We start from the raw sequence: 21,729 nt of genomic DNA on the forward strand, positions 1-21,729 counted from the left end.
GATTATGGACAAGAAGCGTGAACAGGATTTTGCCGATCTGGAAGTGAAGCGGCTTTGCGGGGTGTTTGGTACGCCGATCCCCGCGCTGCCCCCGGAGCGTGACAAGGCGCTGGACAAGGTAAAGGAGCCGCCCCGTACCAGCCGGAGCCTGGAACGGGAGGAGCGGTGACAAAGAAACGCCGCCGCCCTATTCATCTTCATGTGATGGTGTCCGAGGAGGAGCTGGCGCTGATCCAGGAGCGCATGGCCGAGGCGGGCATCCGCAATATGGGGGCCTATGTGCGGAAAATGGCCCTCAATGGCTATGTGCTCCATGTTGACCTGTCACCTGTCCAGGAGTTGGTGTCGCTCCAGCGGCGGTGCTCCAACAACTTAAACCAGGTGGCGATCCAGGCAAACACCTATGGCGGTATCTACCCGGAGGAAATCAAGGCGTTGCAGCGGGACTATGAAAAGCTGTGGCGTCCCCTGTCCGATCTTCTGGAAAAGCTCTCCGCCATTGTGCGGCTCTGACCTGCCGGGGAGCGGCCCTGCGCCGTTCCTCGGCTATCTCGACTTCTGGACACTTTGTCCAGAGGTGGGGATAGCGGAGGCATCCTTGTTGGGCCCCTCTTACGGAGTTATAATATACATATAGAGGCAAATATCAAACTTTTGTAGGAGGTATGAACCATGCGGACGATCTTAAAAATTATCGCGGCCCCCTTTATTCTGGCCCTAATCCTCGCCGTGGCAGTGCTCTCGTTTCTGTCCTGCGTGGCGGGCGCTGTGTGCGTTGTGGCGTGTGTGGGCCTGTCCCTGCTGGCGATCCTTTGCCTGCTGGCCGGGCAGACCACAGGCTGCATCGCCATGTTCGTGCTGGCGTTCCTGGTTTCTCCCTTTGGGCTCCCGGCCCTGGGCGGCTGGCTGGTGGAGCGCCTTTATGGTGTGAAGTATGCGGCGATGGATTTTATGGCAAGCTGATACTTCTGGACACTTTGTCCAGAAGTTCCGGGCGGCGGGTGGAACAGACCGCCGCCCGTTTTTTCTGCTGGGAAAGGAGGTGCGGCTATCGCTACAACCTACATCCGGCCCTACAAGGTAGCGGCTGGGAAAACGGCCATCCAGACGATGGAGGAGCGGTTTGCCTATGGGCTCAATCCGAAAAAGCTGGGGGCTGTGTCTGCCTATCTCTGTGATCCTGCATCCGCCCCCGCTGAGTTCCTGCTGCTGAAAAGCCAGTACCAGGCGGAAACGGGCCGGGCCGTGGAGCGCGGGGCCCTGTTCTTTCAGATCCGGCAGGCGTTCCCGCCCGGCGAGGTCACGCCGGAGGAGGCAAATAAAATCGGCTATGAAACAGCCATGCGCTGGACAAAGGGCAAGTATCAGTTCTTCGTATGCACCCACATTGACAAGGGCCACATTCACAATCACATTTATTACAACTCCACCGCCCAGGATTGTTCCCGGAAATTCCATAACTTCATCGGCTCCAGTTTTGCGGTGCGGCGGCTCTCTGACCGGGTGTGCATTGAGCACGAGCTGTCTGTTATTCAAAATCCGAAGCAGCACAGCAAGGGCCGCTTTCTTCACTATGGACAATGGATCGGGGAAAAGCCGCCCTCGGCCCAGCAGCGGGTGCGGCTGGGGATCGTGGCGGCTCTGGAGCAAAAGCCCGCCGACTTCCCGGCGTTTCTGCGGCTCATGGAGGAGTCCGGCTTTCAAGTAAAGCATGGGCGGGGCGGCGCGATCTCGTTCCTGGCCCCTGGGCAGGAAAAGTACACCCGCCTGCGGGCTTCTACCCTGGGCCCCGGTTTTGATCCCGATGACATCCGGGCGGCGATTGCCGGGGAGCGGCCCATCCCGGAGCTTCCCCAGGACAGCCCGGCCCCGGCCCGGCGCGTTAATCTGATCATCGACATTCAAGAACGCATGGCCCAGGGCAAGGGCCCGGCCTATGAGCGGTGGGCCAAAGTCTATAACATAAAGCAGATGGCCGCCGCGCTCCTGTATCTCCGTGAGCACGATCTTATGGACTATGCGGCGCTGGCATCCAGCACCGAGGCGGCGGTGGATCGGGCTCACAAGCTGGCCGGGGAGCTGCGGGACACGGAGGCCGCCCTTTCCAAAACCTCCGAGCTCATGGGCGCGGTGGTGCAGTACGCAAAGACGCGGCCCGTGTTTGACGGCTACAAGGCGGCCCGGTATTCTAAAAAGTATCTGGCCCAGCACGAGGCGGAGCTGGCAGACTACCGGGCGGCAAAGGCGGCCATGAGTGAGCTTTTGGACGGGGCAAAGCTCCCCAAAATGGACACGCTGAAAAAGCAGCGCCGGGAGCTCTCCGAAAAGAAAAAAGCCCTTTACGCGGAATACCGCAAGGCCCAGGCGGATATGCGGCAGGCCGTGGCAGTCAAGGCGAATATCGATCACCTGCTCGGACACGCGGACGAGCAAAAAAATAAGGCCCAGGAGCGTTAGCTCCGGGCCGCCAACAATGGGCGCTTGCGCCGGGACTTCTGGACAAAGTGTCCAGAAGTTCAGCGGGTTTGGGGAGCTCCCCAACAAGCATTTTCACGGGCCTGCGGCCTGTGAAAATTTCGGAGTGTGGCCACACCCGAATTGCTTGCCAAAACGCGCACCCCGCAACATGGCATGAAAAAACGGAGGCGCGTGCTTCTCTTACGCATTCTCCGTTTCTTTAGCCGCCATCATCGCTTGGATCGTGGCTTCTAAAATTTTCAATTCCTTTTCGTCCAGGGAATTGAGCATGGCATCAATCCGCTTTCTGCACTCGCTCCCTTTATTCTTGGACGGATAAAAGTATTGATCTACCGATATATCAAACATTGTCACCATCTGATAAAAGGTGTTGAGGCTGGGGTGCTGGCCGTCATTCTCGTTATACATGATGGTGCGCGGAGCCCGGTCAACAATATAGGCCAGTTGCTCTTGTGTCATCCCGCTGGCTTCCCTTGCCCGCTTGATGGCGAGCCCTATATCGTGAAAATCAAACCGTCGTTCATCTCTTTCAATCTTCATAATATCACCTAATGTAATTTTACATTTCAGGTGTTATTATTTGAACGACCACATATTTCATACCACCGACTAAATAATTTCATGTTTGCAAGATTGCCATTATTGCAATCTTTGAGATACAATATTGTTGTTGAAAAATTGCAGACTACACTTAAATCACAAATTCATATGATATGCTATATATTGAGGTGATATTATGCAAAGAATTTTAGTTGTCGAAGATGATTTCGACATTCAGGAACTCTTGCAAAATTTTTTACAAGAAACGGGATATGAAGTAGATATTGCAGGCGATGGCGTTGAAGCTCTATCTATTTTTATTGATGGAAAGTATGACCTAATTCTCCTGGATATTATGCTCCCCAAAATTGACGGTTACGGTGTTTGTGAACTGATACGAAAGCAATCTGATGTCCCTATCATTATGCTGACCGCATTGAACGGCGAGGATGATCAAATCAAGGGGTTGGATTTGCAGGTGGATGATTACATTACTAAGCCTTTCTCCATGCCAATCTTGATTAGAAAAATTGCAGCTGTGCTTCGACGCAGTAGCCAGGGAACAGTAGAGAGCTATCAGAGCATCACTTACGGTAATTTGCTTTTAAATTGTGACGGATATACTGCTACAATGAATGGCAACACTTTTGAACTAACACAAAAAGAATTTGAAATACTGCGGGAGCTACTGACCCATCAAGGCCGGATATTAACTCGGCAAAACCTGTTGGACAAGCTGTGGCGATATGATTTTTATGGGGACGAGCGGGTTGTTGATACCCATATTAAAAATTTACGCAAAAAGTTAGGAATAGATTTTATTCAAACAATTCGAGGGGTGGGATATAAAATTGATAAAGAGAATTAAGGATAGTTTGGCAGCAAAGGTATTTTTACTTTCCTTGTTATTGTTAATTCTTTGTGGTTTCCTTACCTATCTTTTGATTGCCATATTTATGCCTAAAACCTATTCGCTATACTTGAATGATGCTCTTGCCGAAAAGGCCCAGCAATTTGTTTCCCGATTGGAAACTGTGGATTTCGATAGCAGCGGGGCTTTGTTTGACAGCATTATAGGAAACCCGGATATTTCAACTGTGGAGTTGATAGATGAAAATGGGACATCCATCCCACTTCCATCTTTACAAAACACCTATACTGGATCTACCGTAATATTATCTGACCACGATCTGGGCGAGCCCACTACCACACAAAGTTTTGACTTTTCATTTCTTAATGACAATACTCAATACACATTGATTGTTTATGGTAATGCACAGCCTGTAAGTCAAATTAGGCAGTCAATTCTACAAACTGCGCCATTGATACTATGCCTTATTATTATATTAGCTGCTGTTATCGCATTCCTATTCTCGCGTGTTGTAACAAAGCCTGTATTGACAATAAGTAGCGTAGCTAAGAATATGTCGCAGCTTTCTCTTGACTGGGATTGCGTGGAAAATCGTACAGATGAATTAGGAGTTTTACAAAAAAGTCTCAATATACTGTCTCGAAATCTTTCAACTGCTTTATCAGATTTGCAAAAAGCAAATTCAAAACTACAAGGGGACATTGAAAAAGAGAAAGCGTTGGAAAAAGAGAGGATGGAGTTTTTTTCTGCTGTATCACACGAATTAAAGACCCCTATTACGGTTATTAAAGGACAGTTAGAGGGTATGCTGTTAGATGTTGGGGCATATAGGGATCACAAGAAATACCTTACACGGTCGTTAGAAGTGGCAAATACAATGGAAAGCATGGTGCAGGAGATATTAACGATCTCACGCTTAGAAACATCCGGAGCCTCTATTGTGCATAGTCAATTTGATATTGCACAGTATCTCAAGACCTACCTTTCTTCCACAGAAGATTTGATGATCCGCAAGAACCTAACATTGCATACCGATATAGAAGTTCCGGCATTGGTTTTAGGTGATAGCCGTTTACTATCAAAAGTAATAGGAAACCTGATCAGTAATGCAATTTTCTATTCACCTCCAGATAACGATATTTATATTGCGGCCAAAACACAGAGTGGAAAGTTTAGGTTTCGTATAGAGAATACAGGCGTCCACATTCCCAATGAGGACTTATCCAAAATCTTTGAGCCTTTCTATCGTGTAGACCATTCAAGGAGCCGACAAACAGGTGGAAGTGGGTTGGGGCTTTACATTGTTCAAAAGATATTAAAACAGCATGGAAGTGAATGTAATGTCACCAATACAGAACGGGGGGTATGCTTTTCATTTTTATTATAAAATCGCAATTTCTAAGGGACGGCTTTCAATAGCCGCCCCTTTTTTCAACTACACACAAATCACAAATTGCCCCCAATTCTATCACAAATATCTTTGCTAAGATATAACCATACAAAATAAGAAAGGGTGATTTCTCTATGAAAAAAATTCAAAAAGGAGTTGCCGCACTCCTGCTTCTTACAATGTTATGCGGCTTGGCTGCCTGTGGCGCTGCAGCTGCGGCACAGGCGGTTCCTGATAAACTTTCCAGCACTTCAGAAGTTGCGTCAAGCGACGCTGGGCAGACCTATGTGGAGCAGCACGAGCTACCCCAAAAGCAGGTATCCTATCAGGAGTACGAGACGTTTGGACTCAAATACGATGAAAGCAAAAATGAGCTGTACTTTGATGGTGAGCTGGTCAGGTATTTTTATGATGGTGTCGATGTGGCAGACGGTGTCCAAAGTGTCTACTGCGAATTTCTCAATGAAAACGGCACCGTAGATATTCACACGACGCGAGAAACAATCAAAAATGCGGATGGAAGTGTCAATCCTTTTGGTCGGCTGACAGGTATCGAACGGTACAGCCAGGAGGAATTTGACAACAGGGATCTATCAAGTTTTTATGATGCTCCTGGTGGTTCGGTCTATGTTTCAGGCTTTTATGATCCTACCGCAGAGAGTTTTGCAGATCGATTTGACAAATATAAAGAATTTGGGATCGAATATGTTGAGTCGGAAAACGCCAGCGGTACCGGAAATATCTACTATAACGGGAAACTCGTAAAGTATTTCTTGGATTTATCCCCAAGTGGAGACGTGTTTACGTTCCAGTCAACAGATGGAGGTAGCATCAATGTCCAAACGATTTACGAAAATGACAAAATAGTTGGTGTAAAAGAGATGGAGTGACCTGCCGGACGACGGCAAAAGAAAAAAGCCGTCGTACAGCAGCCTTTTTAACACGCCCATTGGGAACGGCGGCTTGATTTCAAAGCCGCCGTTCCTTTGCGTTTACACAAACTAATGACGACTTGTAAGGACACGGAGGCCCTCTGGAGGTATTGCCGTGTCCTTTATCTTTTTTTTTCCTCCTAACCTGTCAAAAAAAGCTCACCCGCCCAACAGGATCAGTTTGGCAGCGGATATGAAATTTGGCAGTACATAAATGAATTTATAATTTCATGCGCTTGTGTGGCCGTGTGTCGCGCAGGCGCATTTTGTTTGTCCGACTTCTGGACACTTTGTCCAGAGGTTCGGGGCGGCTCCCCAGGGTGCCGCTCCCCGCCAGCTCTCCATTTTGTTTTCGATCAACCCATCAACCGAAACAAAATGGAGGACAAGCTATGACAACGATCAATCTGAAAGATTTTTATTATTGGTACTTAACGGACGAGCTGGTGGAGGTGCCTGACGAGGTGGCCGAGGAGCTCATGGCCAGCAAGCGGCGTGAGGCCGCTCATGCGGAACGGGTACGCTACAACAAGGCATATTATTCCCTGGATTGTGACGATGGGATCGAATACTCCGCCTGCCTGCACGAGCCCAGCCCCCAGGAGCTCATGGATCGCAAGGAGCTGTTTTTCCGTCTGTGGAACGCCCTCAACTCCCTGCCGGAGATCCAGGGCCGCCGGGTGGACGCTCATTTGATCCTTGGAAAGAGCTACCGTCAGATCGCCCGCGAGGAGGGCGTGGACAAGAGCGCCGTCCGCTGCTCCGTGAAATGCGGGATTGAGCGCATGAAAAAATATTTGCAGGAAAATTTCTAAGTTACCATCTCCATTTACCCCTCTTTTTCTGGTGGTATGTGAGAGGAAGTTCTCTCCGCAAAGGAGGCGCGGGGGCCGCAGGCCGCCGCCCCCCTTTGTGGGGGAGCGCCGCTGCCGAGTATGGCTGTCTTATGACGGGGCAAGAAAATGAGCGCGGCGCTCCCCGCCATTTATGAAAGTGAGGGATAACAGAATGGACTATGATCCTATGTTGGCTGCTATGCTGTCCCAGCCGTGGAGCAACAACGCCTGCCGTGGCTATGTCATCTACGCGATGGAGAACTGCGGGTTTTCTCCCAACGACATCCGGCGCGTGGTGGCAGAGCTCTATGAGGTTTTCGACTTCCGCAGTCTGGAAGAGGCCCAGCAGCACTTTGAGGAAAGCCCTTACTGACTTCTGGACACTTTGTCCAGAGGTACATATCCGGCCAAAGGCCAGCACTTTCGCGGTGCTGGCCTTTGCTATGCTTCAAAATATTCTTTGATTGTATGGGAGGGATTTTATGCAGGCGCAGGTCAAATATGAAAGTGAAGTTAAATCGGCTGTTCTCGGAGATCGGACGATCACCGTCAAAAATCTCACCCCCGTTTTTTCCCCGCAGGAACAGGACAAGCTCAACCGCGAGATCGAGCGGCGGCTGTTTGACGTGTTCCGCAAGTATGCCGGGCAGCGGGGGTAGGCCGGAGTCATCCTTGTTGTAGGGGGGCGGCAGAGGTATAATATACTTGTAGGTTGGCTCCCAATGAACAGAAAGGGAGCTAATTATGGATAATAGAATTGATGCAATTTACGGGCGGCAGTCGATTGACAAAAAGGACAGTATCAGCATTGAAAGTCAATTTGAATTTTGCCGATATGAGTTAAAAGGCGGTGAAGGTAAGGAATACAAAGATAAAGGGTATTCCGGCAAGAACATTGAACGCCCCGACTTCCAGCGGCTCTTGCAGGACATCCGGCTGGGCTTGATTAAACGGGTGATTGTCTACAAGCTGGATCGGATCAGCCGCTCCATTGTAGACTTTGCAAAGCTCATGGAGCTGTTCAAGCAATACGATGTGGAGTTTGTTTCCTGTACGGAAAAATTTGATACTTCCACCCCAATGGGCCGGGCGATGCTCAATATCTGCATTGTCTTTGCCCAGCTTGAACGTGAGAGCATCCAAATGCGTGTGCAGGACGCTTTCTATTCCCGGTGTGCCAAAGGCTACTATATGCGGGGCCGGACGCCATACGGCTTTGATACCGAGCCCATCGTCATGGACGGGATCAAGACAAAGAAGCTGGTGGAAAATGCGGAAATGGATTTTGCCGAGCTCATGTTTCAAATGTATGCGGAGCCGAGCAATTCCTATGGCGATATAACACGGTACTTTGTCAAACACTCCATCAAGGTCTATGACAAGGCACTCCAGCGGGCCTTTATCTCCAAACTACTGAGAAACCCCGTTTATGTCCAGGCTGATATGGACATCTACGAATACTTCAAGGCCCAGGGCGTAAAAATTGAAAGTCCCCCGGAAATGTTCACAGGGGACAACAGCTGCTATCTCTATCAAGGGCGCGAGGGTGAGGAGCCAATTCTTGTGATCGCCCCGCACCAGGGCCGCATTTCTTCCCAGCTCTGGCTGACTGTTCAGCGCAAGCTGTCACAGAACACCTCTTTCCAGAATGGCCGCAAATGCCATAATACATGGCTGGCCGGGAAAATCAAGTGCGGGCGCTGCGGCTATGCGCTGGCTGCTCTGAGAGCCCAAAATGGCGTTACCTACCTGCGGTGCAAACAGCGGGCGGAAAATGGGAGCTGTGAGGGGGCCGGTACGCTGACAACGCAAAACATGGAGGCGTTTGTGTACGGCGAGATGGTTAAGAAGATGCAGAAATTCCACACGCTGAAAGGCGGAAAGGAACAAAGCTATAATCCGAAGCTGACCGCCGCCCGTGTTGCCCTTGCAAAGACAGAGAGCGAGATCGAGAAACTTCTGGACACTTTGTCCGGGGCAAACCCGCTGCTCCTGCAATACGCAAATAACCGGATTGAGGAACTGGACGCGGAACGTCAAAAGCAGCTAAAGCTGGTGGCCGACCTCACCGCTAATTCCGTTTCCGCTTCACAGATTGACAGCATTACGGGCTATCTGGATGATTGGGAGTCCGTGAGCTTTGACGATAAGCGCAAGGTGGTTGATATTCTCATATCACAAATTGACGCTACCAGTGAGGAAGTTACAATCCACTGGAAAATCTAAAATCTTTTCACTTGGCATTATGCCTTTGTAAAAAATAGTTTGCTATTTTTCATTTCAAAGATAAACCTCTCTGTTCCTAGAATGTGGTTGGCAAACCCACACTCTATTCTACGGGGAGGTTTCTCTTTGTCTAGGGCTAAAGCCGTTTTTATTCCACCAGCTTAGCTGGTGGTTGTCGCTCGCTCAAGCTACCCAATACGAGAAAAAGGCCACCTTTCGGTGACCTTTTTCTTTTCGGATAAATTGACCGCGCATTCGCCAGTCTTTCGATCATTAAAGAATAAATCGAAATTGGGCAAATGCGATCAATCTGCTATCAAAGAGGATTTTCAAGAGCCGCAAACCCAGTGTTTATGCGGGTTTGCGGGCTCTCATATCCACTTTTACCTTATTCGAACTCGATGGTTGCCGGGGGCTTGCCGGTGCAGTCGTACATGACGCGGTTGATATGAGGAACCTCGTTCACGATACGGCTGGTCACCTTGGCGATCAGATCCCAGGGCAGGTAGGCAGGCTCGGCGGTCATGAAGTCGGTGGTGGTCACCGCACGCAGGGCCACAGCGTAATCGTAGGTGCGCTCGTCGCCCATAACGCCCACGCTGCGCATGTTGGTCAGCGCCGCGAAGTACTGGCCTAGGTTCTTGTCCTCACCAGCGGCGGCGATCTCCTCGCGCCAGATGGCGTCGGCATCCTGCACCATCTTGATCTTCTCTTCGGTCACTTCACCGATGATACGGATGGCCAGACCGGGGCCCGGGAAGGGCTGACGGCTCACCAGGTACTCGGGAATACCCAGCTGACGGCCGGCATTGCGCACCTCGTCCTTGAACAGGTCGCGCAGGGGCTCGATGATCTCCTTGAAGTCCACATAATCCGGCAGGCCGCCCACGTTGTGGTGGCTCTTGATCACGGTGCTTTCGCCGCCGGCGCCGCTCTCCACCACGTCGGGGTAGATGGTGCCCTGCACCAGGAAATCCACGGTGCCGATCTTCTTGGCCTCTTCCTCGAATACGCGAATAAACTCCTCGCCAATGATCTTGCGCTTCTTCTCCGGTTCTTCCACGCCCTTCAGCTTGTCGTAGAAGCGCTGGCGGGCGTTCACGCAGATGAAGTTCAGGTCGTAGGGGCCCTCGGGGCCGAACACGCTGCAAACCTCTTCGCTCTCGTTCTTGCGCAGCAGGCCGTGATCCACGAACACACAGGTGAGCTGCTTGCCCACTGCCTTGGCCAGCATAACGGCAGCCACAGAGCTGTCCACACCGCCGGACAGGGCGCACAGCACCTTGCCATTGCCTACCTTGGCGCGGATGGCCTCGATGGACTTCTCCACAAAGGAATCCATGGTCCACTCGCCCTTGCAGCCGCAGACGTTGTACACGAAGTTGGAGAGCATCTTGGTGCCTTCCTGAGTGTGCAGAACTTCCGGATGGAACTGCACGGCGTACAGGTTGCGCTCGGGCCACTCCATGGCAGCCACGGGACAGTTGACGGTGTGGGCACTGATGGTAAAGCCGGGGGCCGCCTTCTCGATGTAATCGTTATGGCTCATCCAGCAGATGGTCTTTTCGCTCACGCCCTGGAACAGCTTGCTGCTGGTATCCACAGTGACCTCGGTCTTGCCGTATTCCCGCTCGGGGGCAACGCATACATGGCCGCCCAGCAGATGCATCATCAGCTGCGAGCCGTAGCAGATGCCCAGCACGGGGATGCCCAGCTCGAACACTTCGGTGCTGATGGAGGGGGAATCCTCCAGATAAACGCTGTTGGGGCCACCGGTGAAGATAATACCGGCGGGCTTTTTCTCCCGGATGGCCTCCATGGCCTTGGTGTAGGACACGATCTCGCTGTAAACGTGGCACTCACGCACACGGCGGGCGATCAGCTGGTTGTACTGGCCGCCAAAGTCCACAACTAAGATGGTTTCTGCCATTGATTTTCCTCCCTTTGCGACTGGTTTGCTTCACAGTTTACCCATGATTATAGCACATCTTTTGGGGCAAGAAAACAGCAAAACCGAAAATTTGCCGGTATTTCGCCGCTTTTTCCGTTTTTCCAGTGCACACAGCGTTTATCTGGCCGATACTGGTAAAAGCGCCCAAAATCGCCCCCATCCTGCGCTTGACAAAGCCACCTCATATCCTGTATTATCTAGGCATTCCCATAAAACCCGAAAAGGAGAGCTTTTGACTTATGGACGACGGCGACCCTGCCCGATGCCCCATTGCAACTGAATCAGACCGGCGATACAAGACACACCTGTTTTCTGCTTTTACGGGAAACGGGCGTGTCTTCTTGCGTTTTCGGCGGATGCTGCGTTAGGATTTCTTCTCCGCTCCGGGACGCCTTCCGCCCCCTGGCTTCCGGCCTGCTTTCATTTTTATCCTGATACACGAAAAAGGAGTTATATTCATTTATGAACCCCATTGTATGGCAGATTTTTCTGCAAATCATTCTGATCGCCCTGAACGCGGTGTTCGCCTGCGCTGAGATTGCCGTGATCTCGGTAAGCGATGCCAAACTGGCCCAGCTTATTTCCCAGGGCGACAAGCGTGCCATGCGCCTTGCCCGGCTTACCAGCCAGCCTGCACGTTTTCTGGCCACCATTCAGGTTGCCATTACCCTGTCCGGTTTTCTGGGCAGCGCCTTCGCGGCGGACAACTTCGCCGGTATTCTGGTGGATGGCCTGCTCCGTCTGGGCGTACCGGTGCCCGCCCAAACCCTGAACGCGGTTTCGGTGGTTCTGATCACCCTGATTCTTTCCTACTTCACTCTGGTATTCGGTGAGCTGGTACCCAAGCGTCTGGCCATGAAAAAAGCCGAGAGTCTGGCGCTGGCCATGTCCGGCATGATCTCGGCGCTGGCCCGGGTGGCCTCGCCCATCGTGTGGGTGCTTACTGCCTCCACCAACTTTGTGCTTCGGCTGTGCGGCCTGGATCCCAACGCCGAGGAGGACGAAGTGAGCGAAGAAGAGATCCGCATGATGGTGGATGCGGGCAGCAAAAAAGGCGTGATCGACCAGGAAGAACGGGAGTTTATCCAGAATGTGTTTGAGTTTGACGACCGCACCGTGGCCGAATTTGCCACCCACCGCACCGAACTGACCGTGCTCTGGCAGGAGGACAGCGACGAGGTTTGGGATACCACCATCCGGGAAAGCCGCTTCGCCAAATACCCGGTGTGCGGCGAGACTGCCGATGATGTGATCGGCGTGCTGAATGTACGGGATTATTTCCGTTTGCAAAACCGCAATCGCGCTCTGGTGATGGAGAAAGCCGTTCGCCCGGCTTACTTCGTGCCCCAGCATCTGCGGGCGGACGTGCTTTTCCGGGACATGAAGCGCACCCGCAATCATTTTGCCGTGGTGTTGGATGAATACGGCGGTGTGACCGGCGTGGTGACCATGAACGACCTGCTGGAGCAGCTGGTGGGTGATCTGGAGGATGACCTGGAAAAGGCAGCCCAGCCGCAGGAAATCGAATCGCTGGCTCCCGGCCGCTGGCGGATTCAGGGCTCCGCGCCTTTGAAAGAGGTAGCCCGCAGCCTTTCGCTGGATTTTACGGAAGAGGTGCTGGATACATACGACACCTTCGGCGGCTTTGTGTTCGGTCAGCTGGGCACAGTACCGGAGGATCAGGCGCATTTTTCCGTCAAGCTGCCGCCGGTGACCATTCACACCGCCCGTGTGCGGGAGCACCGTCTGGAGGATGCGGTGGTAAGCCCTCTGACCCAGCCGGAGCCTACCAAAGCGGATGAGAACGCCGAAAAGGTCTAATTTCTCCGTTCTTATCCTTTCATAAGCAATAACGAAAACGCCCGTGACCTGGCAAACCACACAGGTCACGGGCGTTCTTTGTTTTCTTATCCGATGCTTTAAAACTCCACGCCCTTGCGGCCCGGGATACCCCGGTCAAAGGGATGGCGATGGCAGCGCATTTCAGTGCAGTAGTCCGCCGCATCCAGCAGCCACTGAGCGGGCTCGTGGGCGGTGATCACCAGCTCCAGCCCGGCGGGCTTGTGCTCTACCAGCTGACGCAGGGTATTCATATCCTCCAGCATATCCAGCTGGCAGAGAGAACCTGCCTCATCCAGCACCAGCAGATCCACCTGACCCTCATCCACCAGACGGATGGCCTCGTTCAGCATCTTCTGCTGCACAGCCCGGGCAGCCTGCTTCTCCTCCTCGGTCATTTTAAACACGAACTTCATGGTCTCGGTGCTGCGGATTACTTTGGCGCCCAGCTTTTCCAGCCCGGCAACCTCGCCGCTGGGGTGGCTTTTCAGAAACTGGACCACCACTATCCGCCAGCCATTGCCCAGCGCCCGCAGCGCCAGACCCATGGAAGCAGTGGTTTTGCCCTTGCCGTTGCCGAAGTAAAGATGTGTCAAACGTTCTTTCATGTAGTTTCTCCTTTTTCGTTCCCGGTCAGCACAGATTGCAGCCGGGCACGGTTTTTCCAGTAGTATACAAAGCCCACCGCGTCTGCCAAAAACCAGCCGATGGGAACCGACCACCAGATGCCAACGACGCCGATGGCCGGGATCGCAGAAAGGCCATAGGCCAGAATCACCCGGGTGCCCAGCGAAAGGACAGTGAGCACCACCGACATGCCCGGCTTTTCCATGGCACGGTAAAGGCCGTACAGCAGGAACAGGCAGCCGATGCCGCAATAGAAGCTGCCCTCAATGCGCAGATACTGCACGCCGATGGACAGAATCTCGGTCTCTTCGGGGACCACGAAGATGAGCATCAGCGGCTTTGCGAACACAAATACCAGAACGCTCACCGCCACGCAGAACCCGGCCGAAATGGCCACTGCCCGCCGGATGCCCTTCTGGATACGGTCCGCCTTGCCCGCCCCGTAGTTTTGGGCCACAAAGGTGGAAAAGGCGTTACCCAGATCCTGCGCAGGCATATAGGCAAAGGTGTCAATCTTCACCGCGGCCGCAAAGGCAGACATTACCGCCGGGCCGAAGCTGTTCACCCTGCCCTGCACCATCAGGATGCCGAAGTTCATAATGGACTGCTGCATACAGGTGAGCAGCGAATAGCTGGCCACTTCCGCCAGACGGGCCCGGCCAAAGCGCCAATGCTTTCGCCGTGGCAGCAGCTCCCGGGCAGCAAACAGGCTGTACACCGCCAGCCCGATACCGGACAGATACTGGCTGAGCACGGTGGCGAAGGCCGCACCTGCCACGCCCCATTCAAAGCGAAGAACAAACAGCAGATCCAGCCCGATGTTCATCACCGAGGAGATCCCCAAAAAAGCCAGCGGCACTGCCGAGTTCCCCACCGCCCGCAGCATGCAGGCAAAATAGTTGTACAGGAAGGTGGCGGGGATGCCCGCGAAGATCACCAGCAGATACACCCGCATCAGCGCCCAGACCTGCTCCGGCACCTGCAACAAAGCGAGAATGGGATCCACCAGCAGATAAACGCCCACGGTGAGCAGAGCTGCCAGCACACCGATCAGCGAGAAGGACGCCGCCACACAATAGCGCATCCGCTCGCCATCCCGCTGGCCCCAGCAGATGGACACCAGCGCCCCGCTGCCCATGGCAAGGCCAAGCAGAATCGAGGTGAGAAAGATCATGAGGGTGTAGGCCGAGCCCACCGCTGCCAGAGCATTCGCCCCCAGAAAGCGACCCACAATCAGAGTGTCGGCAATGTTATACAACTGCTGCAGCAGGTTGCCCGCAATCATGGGCAGGGAAAACAGAACCAGAGTCTTTGTGATGCCGCCCTGGGTCAGATCTTTCGTCAACGAAAACCGCCTCCATACCAAAACAAAAAGCACTCGCCCCGCGCGGGTCAAAGCCGGACATCTGGGCTGAGTGCTTTTTATTATAGCATACTTTTTCCAGTTGATACAGCGTGATCATAAACAATAAAATCCCCGCTGTGAAACACACAGCGGGGATACAACAGACATCGTTTTCTTTGACCGCTCAGCAGCCCAGATAGGCCTTGCGCACTTCGATGTTGTTGGCCAGCTCGTCGGCGGGGCCTTCCATCTTCACGGTGCCGGTTTCCAGCACATAGGCGCGGTCGGCAATCTCCAGCGCCATCTTGGCGTTCTGTTCCACCAGCAGAACGGTCACGCCGTCCTTGTTCACGTCCTCGATGATCTTGAATATCTCCTTCACCAGCAGGGGCGACAGACCCATGGAGGGCTCATCCAGCAGCAGCATCTTGGGCTTGCACATCAGCGCACGGCCGATGGCCAGCATCTGCTGCTCGCCGCCGGACAGGGTACCCGCCTGCTGCTTGCGCCGCTCTTTCAGGCGGGGCAGGCGGTCAAACACCATCTCCAGATCCTGCGCGATGGCGGAAGCGCCGTCCTTGCGGGTGAACGCACCCATGGACAGGTTCTCCTGCACGGTCAGATGGCTGAACACCCGGCGACCTTCCGGCACCTGGGCCAGGCCCAGCCGGATGATCTTGTGGGCTTCCATCTGACTGATGCGGCTGCCCAGAAAGTCGATGGTACCGCTCTTGGGTTTGAGCAGGCCGGAAATGGCGTGCATGGTGGTAGTCTTGCCGGCGCCGTTGGCGCCGATCAGGGTCACGATCTCGCCCTCGTCCACATGGAACGAGATATCCTTGATGGCATGGATGGAGCCATAGAACACATTCAGATCGCTTACGCGAAGCATCTCACCCATGGTCAGTCACCTCCCAGATATGCCGCAATAACCTTGGGGTTATTGCGGATGGATTCGCCGTTGCCCTGAGCGATGACCCGGCCGTAATCCAGCACATAGATGTATTCACAGATGCCCATCACAAAGTTCATGTCGTGTTCGATGAGCAGAATCGCCACACCGAACTCCTTCTGCACAAACTTGATGGTATTCATCAGTTCCTCACTCTCGCTGGGGTTCATACCGGCAGCGGGTTCGTCCAGCAGCAGCAGCTTGGGATTGGTGGCCAGCGCACGAGCAATCTCCAGCTTCCGCTGTTTACCGTAGGGCAGGCTGGAAGCGGGCAGATTGGCCTCCTTGTCCAGATCAAAGATCTTGAGCAGTTTCATGGCCTTGTAATCCATCTCCTGCTCCTTTTCACGGAAGCCGGGCAGGCGGAAAATTCCCGTCCACATGGAGTACTTGACCTGATTATGCAGACCGATCTTCACGTTATCCAGCACGGTCATCTGGCTGAACAGGCGAATGTTCTGGAAGGTACGGGCAATGCCGGCCTGATTGATCTTGGCCGGTGCCTTGCCGGTGATATTTTTGCCATCCAGAATGATATCGCCCTCGGTGGGACGGTACACGCCGGTAAGCATGTTGAATACGGTGGTCTTGCCCGCACCGTTGGGGCCGATCAGGCCATACAGGTGGCCCTTTTCGATCTTCATATCCAACTGAGCAACCGCCTGCAGACCGCCGAAAGCGATGCCCACGTTCATTACTTCAAGCAGAGCCATGGATCATGCCTCCCCCTTCGTTTGTTTTTTTGCCCGGGCCAGCTTCTGGAACGGGCCGGTGGCGGAGAGCTTTTCCCACACCTGATGACGCCAGGCGACCACCTGGGCGCTCTGGTTGAAGATCATCATAACGATCAGGATCACCGCATAGATCAGCATGCGGTAATCGTTCAGACCGCGCAGCAGCTCAGGCAGCACATACAGAACAGCTGCCGCGATCACCGAGCCGCGGATGTTGCCGATACCGCCCAGAACCACGAACACCAGAACCAGAATGGAGGTGTTGTAGTCGAACTTCTTGGCCGCCAGAGCGGACATATTCAGTGCATACAGCACGCCCGCCATACCGGCCAGGAAAGCAGAGGTGATGAAGGCCATCAGCTTGTACTTGGTCACGTTGATACCGGTGGCCTCGGCAGCGATACGGTTGTCGCGGATGGACATGATCGCACGCCCGGCACGGGAATTGATCAGATTCAGTACCACAAACAGGGTGATCAGCACCAGAATGATGCCGGCGGTAAAGCTGGAGGCTTTGGTCATGCCGCTGATGCCGATGGCGCCATTGATGATGACCTCGCCGTCCTCGCCCATGTTCAGAGAGGTGGCATCCTTCATGGAGAAATGGAAGCCGTTGCTGTCCCAGCCCAGATAGATGGCATTCAGGATGTTCTTGATGATCTCGCCGAAGGCCAGGGTTACGATGGCCAGATAGTCACCCCGCAGCCGCAGCACAGGGATGCCGATCAGGAAGCCGAATACACCGGCCATCACGCCGCCGATGAGCATAGCCACCGCCAGCCCCAGCGCGGAGGGCAGGTTCTGCCCCGCGATCATCCAGTATACCGCGCCGGAGAATGCACCGACGCTCATGAAGCCCGCATGGCCCAGGCTCAGCTCGCCCAGGATACCGACGGTCAGGTTCAGGGATACTGCCAGGACCACATAGGTGCAGATGGGCACCAGCATGCCCTGCATGGAGTTGCTCAGCAGACCGCCGCTGGCCAGCAGCTGCATCACCAGATAAAACAGCACCACAATGCCATAGGTGATCAGGTTGCTGCGGGTGGACTTTTTCATGGTTTTCAGCATATTCATAACCGCCACCTCACACCTTTTCACTGATTTTCTTGCCCAGCAGGCCGGTGGGACGCACCAGCAGCACAATAATCAGCACCGCGAACACGATAGCGTCCGCCAGCTGGGTGGAAATGTAAGCTTTGCTCATGATCTCGATCACGCCCAGCAGGATGCCGCCCACAAAGGCGCCGGGAATGGAGCCGATACCGCCGAACACCGCAGCAGTGAAGGCCTTGATGCCAGGCATGGCACCGGTGGTGGGCTGCAGAGTGGGATAGGCGGAGCACAGCAGCACACCAGCCACTGCAGCCAGGGCAGAACCGATGGCGAAGGTCATGGCGATGGTAGAGTTCACATTGATGCCCATCAGCTGAGCAGCGCCCTTATCCTCGCTCACGGCCAGCATAGCCCGGCCCATTTTGGTGTTGTTCACGAAGAAGATCAGACCAGCCATGATGATAGCGCTCACCACAATGGTCACAATGGTCTCGCCGGAGATGACCAGACGGCCACCGGCCAGCTGCACCGGAGCCAGCCCCACCACGGAGGTGAAGGACTTGGGGTCCGCGCCCCAGATGAGCAGCGCCAGGTTCTGCAGCAGGTAGCTCACGCCGATGGCGGTGATCAGAACTGCCAGAGAAGAGGCACTGCGCAGCGGCTTATAGGCAAACCGCTCGATTACGATGCCCAACAGCGTGCACAAAGCCATGGAAATAACAATGGCCAGCAGCGGAGGCATGCCCATCTGGTTCACCGCAATGAACACAATGTAGCTGCCCACCATGATTACGTCGCCATGGGCAAAGTTCAGCATCTTGGCAATGCCGTACACCATGGTGTAGCCCAAGGCGATGATGGCATACACACTGCCCAGGCTGATGCCGTTGATTAAGTAGGACAGAAATTCCATACTCGATTCCCCTTTTTTCGCGGCGGCGGACCGGTGATGCCTACACCTGTCTGCCGCCACCGCACAGAATATATGGATTATTATAGCACTGCTGTAAAGTGCACACAAGAATCCCGCAGCATTTTCTGCCGGATTTTGCCGGTTTTTGAATAAAAAAGGGCTGCTGCGCCCCCGGCGAGCAGCCCTTTCAGCACCGGACCAGGCCGGACTGTTTCAATTACATTGCGGTGTAGGCACCGTTCTGGATCTTAACGGCACGAGGAGCCTTGTTTACTTCGCCGGTGGCTTCCCACTTCATGCCTTCGCCGGTCAGACCGTCTACGGTGATCTGAGTCATGGCAGCTTTCAACGCATCGCAAACAGCGGAAGCGTCCATATCAGCGGTCACGCCGCCCTGCTCGCAGGCAGCCAGGATGGTGTAAACACCGTCGTAAGCGTCGGCAGCGAACTGGTTGGGAGTCTCGCCGTACTTCTCTTCATACTTGGAAACGAAGTTCTGAGTCTTCTCGTCCTGCGCGTCGGCAGCGAAGGGAGTCAGCAGCATTACGCCCTCGAACAGGGAGGTGTCGGCGCCTTCGATGGTCAGCAGACCGTCCAGACCGTCACAACCAAATACAGAAGCGGTGCAGCCCTGCTTGTTCATCTCCTGGATGATCAGGTTGGCTTCGCTGTAGTAGATGGGCAGGAACACCAGCTCAGCGCCGGAGCTCTTGGCTTTCTGAACCTGCACGGAGAAATCGGTCTTATTGTCGGCGGTGAAGGCCTCGTCGGCTACGATCTCCAGGCCCTTGGTGGCAGCCTCTTCCTTGAACTTGTCGTGGATGCCGGAAGAATAGGCGTCGGAGCTGTCGTAGATGATGGCAATCTTGGTGGCCAGGCCGTTCTCAGCGATGTAGTCTGCGGAAGCAACGCCCTGGTTGGGGTCGGTGAAGCAGACCTGGAAAGCATTGTCCTCCTTGATGACGTCTACCGCAGAAGCGGAAGGAGTCAGCAGGAACATATTGTCAGCAGCAGTCTCGGGCGCTACGGTCAGGCAGGGCTGAGTGGTAACGGTGCCAAGCAGAGCCTGCATGCCCCAGTCCTTCAGGTTGTTGTAAGCGTTCAGGGACTTTTCGGGGTCGTTTTCATCGTCCTGGAAGTTCAGTTCGAACTGCAGGCCGCCCTGTGCGTTAATTTCTTCCACAGCCAGCTCGGCGCCATTCTTAACAGCGTTGCCGTAGATTGCAGCGCCACCGGTCAGGGGGCCGATGCCACCGATCTTAATGGCTGCCCCGGAGGCAGTGCTGGAAGCGGTGGATGCTGCACCGCTGGTGCTGGATGCGCCGCCACAAGCAGCGAAGCCGAATGCCATTGCGGCCGCAAGAACCAAACTCATTGCTTTTTTCATGTGGATTCTCCTCCGATCTTCCCCCGCACACCCCTTATGCGTTTTCTGTGGGGGGAATTTTTTGCTTTTCTAAATTATACGGACATCAGTGCAAAATTGCAATTCGCTATTTTCACATACTTTTTATCGTTGTAAAGCGTAAACGTAGTGATAATGCACAGTATTCTTTGTTTTTTTGGACAAACAAAACTGTTCGTTTGGCAATTTGTAATGCTTTCGTTATTATTATTCTGCTAAAAAGCCGTTTTTTCGGCAAAAAAGAGCGTTTTAAGCATTGCAAACCCTTCGCTTTTCTGTATAATAGGTGTATTACCTTTTTCCGTGTGTGCATTTTGCCCGCGGTGGGGATACTTTTGTGTAGGGAGCGTTATGAAAGTATGAAACTGCTGGAAGAGCGAATTGTAAAGGACGGTCAGGTCCGCCCGGGCAATATTATTAAGGTGGATTCCTTTTTGAACCATCAGCTGGATGTGAACCTGCTGGACGAAATCGGCAAGGAATTCTATCGTATTTATAAAGACGACGGGATCAACAAAATCCTGACCATTGAGGCTTCCGGCATCGCCATTGCCTGCATGACCGCCCGTTACTTTGATGTGCCGGTGGTCTTTGCAAAAAAAGCAAAGAGCAAAAATCTGGACGGCGAAGTCTTTACTTCCACCGTGCATTCCTTTACTTACGGAAAAGATTACGATATTACCCTGGCCAAAAAGTTCCTGGGCCCCGAGGATCGGGTGCTGATTCTGGACGACTTCATGGCCGTGGGCAAAGCAATGCATGGTCTGCTGGATGTATGCGAGCAGTCCGGCGCTACCGTGTGCGGCATCGGCATCACCATTGAAAAGGGCTTCCAGAGCGGTGGCGATTCCCTGCGTGCAGCGGGCTACAAGCTCACCAGTCTGGCCATTGTGGAAGGCGTGGATGAAGAAGGCAATATCATCTTCCGCCCCCAGGAGGACTGAGGAATTTTTCTCTGCTGCACGGAGTGATTCTCCGAAGCGGCAAACCGCAAAAAATCATAACCCCACGTTGAACGTGGGGTTTGCAGAACGGCCCTATAAGGGCCATTATTCCAGCAGCACCTAAAGGTGCATAATGAGCAACGCCAACCGCATTTGGCGTTGCTTTTTTACTTCTTTCTTCTACTGTCGGTCGGGATCTCCGGTGAATCATCATCAAGATCTGCTATATTTTTGAACAGGTCTTCATATTCTCTGAAACTCAGCTGATCGCTCATCTGATCTTGCATTTCCTGTTCTTGGATGTACTTGCGGATCTTTGCCTCATTTCCTCCAACCGTATTTACATAGTACCCTTTTGCCCAAAACACTCTCCTTCCATATTTGTACTTTAGATTCGCATGCCTCTCAAAAATCATCAACGTACTCTTGCCTTTCAAGTATCCCATAAAATCTGCTACCGCCAATTTCGGCGGAATCGATACGAGCATATGAATGTGGTCTGGCATTGCATGCCCCTCAATGATTTCCACATGCTTGTAATCACAAAGCATCCTCAGGATTTTTCCAATATCTTTTCTTAATTTCCCGTAAATCACCTTGTATTATAGAGTAGTAGTTATTAGAGCCCCTCTCCAAGGGCTGTGTGCTACACTGTAAGGGATGCTGTGGATTGGTGTAAATCTCCTACCA

General features: G+C 53.3%; 22 protein-coding genes and 1 pseudogene. 13 read left to right on the forward strand and 10 right to left on the reverse strand.

Annotation, left to right across the window (positions count from 1 at the left end):
* Nucleotides 1-4 precede the first annotated feature (4 nt).
* From EDD77_RS18135 to EDD77_RS13780, 4 genes are all read left to right on the forward strand, one after another.
* Nucleotides 5-169 carry a hypothetical protein gene (locus EDD77_RS18135; protein WP_172733326.1) on the forward strand — a complete coding sequence of 55 codons (165 nt, stop codon included), beginning with the start codon at nt 5-7 and terminating at the stop codon, nt 167-169.
* Nucleotides 166-513 (forward strand): plasmid mobilization protein, encoded by a 348-nt coding sequence (locus EDD77_RS13770; RefSeq protein WP_058966428.1) that lies wholly within the window; start codon nt 166-168, stop codon nt 511-513. The genes EDD77_RS18135 and EDD77_RS13770 overlap by 4 nt, the downstream gene beginning before the upstream one ends.
* A 159-nt stretch (nt 514-672) precedes the next feature.
* Nucleotides 673-963 carry a CD1845 family protein gene (locus EDD77_RS13775; RefSeq protein WP_058966430.1) on the forward strand — a complete coding sequence of 97 codons (291 nt, stop codon included), beginning with the start codon at nt 673-675 and terminating at the stop codon, nt 961-963.
* A 147-nt stretch (nt 964-1,110) separates the two neighbouring features.
* Nucleotides 1,111-2,457 (forward strand): relaxase/mobilization nuclease domain-containing protein, encoded by a 1,347-nt coding sequence (locus EDD77_RS13780; RefSeq protein ID WP_058966431.1) that lies wholly within the window; start codon nt 1,111-1,113, stop codon nt 2,455-2,457.
* Between the two features lie 201 nt (nt 2,458-2,658).
* Here the strand turns inward: EDD77_RS13780 and EDD77_RS13785 are convergent, their stop codons facing one another.
* Nucleotides 2,659-3,018, reverse strand: a complete 360-nt coding sequence (locus tag EDD77_RS13785) for a helix-turn-helix transcriptional regulator (protein WP_058966433.1) — start codon at nt 3,016-3,018, stop codon at nt 2,659-2,661.
* Nucleotides 3,019-3,211: 193 nt separating this feature from the next.
* Between EDD77_RS13785 and EDD77_RS13790 the strand changes: the two genes are divergently transcribed.
* The 7 genes from EDD77_RS13790 (at nt 3,212) to EDD77_RS13815 (ending at nt 9,273) form a co-directional block, all read left to right on the forward strand.
* On the forward strand, nt 3,212-3,886 hold the full coding sequence (locus tag EDD77_RS13790; protein WP_455577864.1) for a response regulator transcription factor: 675 nt from the start codon (nt 3,212-3,214) through the stop codon (nt 3,884-3,886).
* Between the two features lie 7 nt (nt 3,887-3,893).
* Nucleotides 3,894-5,276 (forward strand): sensor histidine kinase, encoded by a 1,383-nt coding sequence (locus tag EDD77_RS13795; protein ID WP_242868476.1) that lies wholly within the window; start codon nt 3,894-3,896, stop codon nt 5,274-5,276.
* Nucleotides 5,277-5,413: 137 nt separating this feature from the next.
* On the forward strand, nt 5,414-6,169 hold the full coding sequence (locus EDD77_RS13800) for a hypothetical protein (RefSeq protein WP_058966438.1): 756 nt from the start codon (nt 5,414-5,416) through the stop codon (nt 6,167-6,169).
* A 434-nt stretch (nt 6,170-6,603) separates the two neighbouring features.
* The gene (locus tag EDD77_RS13805) at nt 6,604-7,026 is read left to right on the forward strand and encodes a sigma-70 RNA polymerase sigma factor region 4 domain-containing protein (RefSeq protein ID WP_006573372.1); all 423 of its coding nucleotides are present in this window, start codon (nt 6,604-6,606) and stop codon (nt 7,024-7,026) included.
* A gap of 193 nt (nt 7,027-7,219) precedes the next feature.
* Nucleotides 7,220-7,420: a hypothetical protein gene (locus EDD77_RS13810; protein WP_058966440.1), complete on the forward strand. Its 201-nt coding sequence runs from the start codon at nt 7,220-7,222 to the stop codon at nt 7,418-7,420.
* Nucleotides 7,421-7,529: 109 nt separating this feature from the next.
* On the forward strand, nt 7,530-7,706 hold the full coding sequence (locus EDD77_RS18140; protein WP_172733327.1) for a hypothetical protein: 177 nt from the start codon (nt 7,530-7,532) through the stop codon (nt 7,704-7,706).
* A gap of 85 nt (nt 7,707-7,791) precedes the next feature.
* Nucleotides 7,792-9,273, forward strand: coding sequence for a recombinase family protein (locus tag EDD77_RS13815; protein WP_058966442.1), 1,482 nt, complete (start codon nt 7,792-7,794; stop codon nt 9,271-9,273).
* 388 nt (nt 9,274-9,661) lie between these two features.
* Here EDD77_RS13815 and guaA read toward each other — a convergent pair whose 3' ends face one another.
* Nucleotides 9,662-11,203, reverse strand: coding sequence for a glutamine-hydrolyzing GMP synthase (gene guaA / locus EDD77_RS13820; RefSeq protein WP_058966444.1), 1,542 nt, complete (start codon nt 11,201-11,203; stop codon nt 9,662-9,664).
* Between the two features lie 483 nt (nt 11,204-11,686).
* Here guaA and EDD77_RS13825 point away from each other — a divergent pair, with 483 nt between their 5' ends.
* Nucleotides 11,687-13,045: a hemolysin family protein gene (locus EDD77_RS13825; RefSeq protein WP_058966446.1), complete on the forward strand. Its 1,359-nt coding sequence runs from the start codon at nt 11,687-11,689 to the stop codon at nt 13,043-13,045.
* 98 nt (nt 13,046-13,143) lie between these two features.
* Here EDD77_RS13825 and EDD77_RS13830 read toward each other — a convergent pair whose 3' ends face one another.
* The 7 genes from EDD77_RS13830 to EDD77_RS13860 form a co-directional block, all read right to left on the reverse strand.
* Complete coding sequence (locus tag EDD77_RS13830; protein ID WP_058966448.1) at nt 13,144-13,671, reverse strand: cob(I)yrinic acid a,c-diamide adenosyltransferase; 528 nt, start codon at nt 13,669-13,671, stop codon at nt 13,144-13,146.
* Nucleotides 13,668-15,035 carry an MATE family efflux transporter gene (locus EDD77_RS13835; protein ID WP_058966450.1) on the reverse strand — a complete coding sequence of 456 codons (1,368 nt, stop codon included), beginning with the start codon at nt 15,033-15,035 and terminating at the stop codon, nt 13,668-13,670. Before EDD77_RS13835 ends, EDD77_RS13830 begins: the two co-directional genes overlap by 4 nt.
* Nucleotides 15,036-15,219: 184 nt before the next feature.
* A complete protein-coding gene (locus EDD77_RS13840; protein ID WP_058966452.1) occupies nt 15,220-15,936 on the reverse strand; it encodes an ABC transporter ATP-binding protein in 717 nt (238 codons plus the stop codon).
* Between the two features lie 2 nt (nt 15,937-15,938).
* Complete coding sequence (locus EDD77_RS13845; protein ID WP_058966454.1) at nt 15,939-16,700, reverse strand: ABC transporter ATP-binding protein; 762 nt, start codon at nt 16,698-16,700, stop codon at nt 15,939-15,941.
* A gap of 3 nt (nt 16,701-16,703) precedes the next feature.
* Nucleotides 16,704-17,798 (reverse strand): branched-chain amino acid ABC transporter permease, encoded by a 1,095-nt coding sequence (locus EDD77_RS13850; protein ID WP_058966456.1) that lies wholly within the window; start codon nt 17,796-17,798, stop codon nt 16,704-16,706.
* Nucleotides 17,799-17,808: 10 nt separating this feature from the next.
* The gene (locus tag EDD77_RS13855; protein WP_058966459.1) at nt 17,809-18,690 is read right to left on the reverse strand and encodes a branched-chain amino acid ABC transporter permease; all 882 of its coding nucleotides are present in this window, start codon (nt 18,688-18,690) and stop codon (nt 17,809-17,811) included.
* A gap of 217 nt (nt 18,691-18,907) precedes the next feature.
* Nucleotides 18,908-20,077, reverse strand: coding sequence for an ABC transporter substrate-binding protein (locus EDD77_RS13860; protein WP_058966461.1), 1,170 nt, complete (start codon nt 20,075-20,077; stop codon nt 18,908-18,910).
* Between the two features lie 377 nt (nt 20,078-20,454).
* Between EDD77_RS13860 and EDD77_RS13865 the strand changes: the two genes are divergently transcribed.
* Nucleotides 20,455-21,039, forward strand: a complete 585-nt coding sequence (locus EDD77_RS13865; RefSeq protein ID WP_058966463.1) for a xanthine phosphoribosyltransferase — start codon at nt 20,455-20,457, stop codon at nt 21,037-21,039.
* Between the two features lie 167 nt (nt 21,040-21,206).
* On the opposite strand, the pseudogene tnpA reads toward EDD77_RS13865, so the two are convergent.
* Nucleotides 21,207-21,638, reverse strand: a pseudogene (gene tnpA, locus EDD77_RS13870) (IS200/IS605 family transposase); the annotation flags it as partial.
* Nucleotides 21,639-21,729 lie beyond the last annotated feature (91 nt).

The organism is Allofournierella massiliensis, assembly GCF_004345265.1.
Classification (GTDB): domain Bacteria; phylum Bacillota; class Clostridia; order Oscillospirales; family Ruminococcaceae; genus Allofournierella; species Allofournierella massiliensis.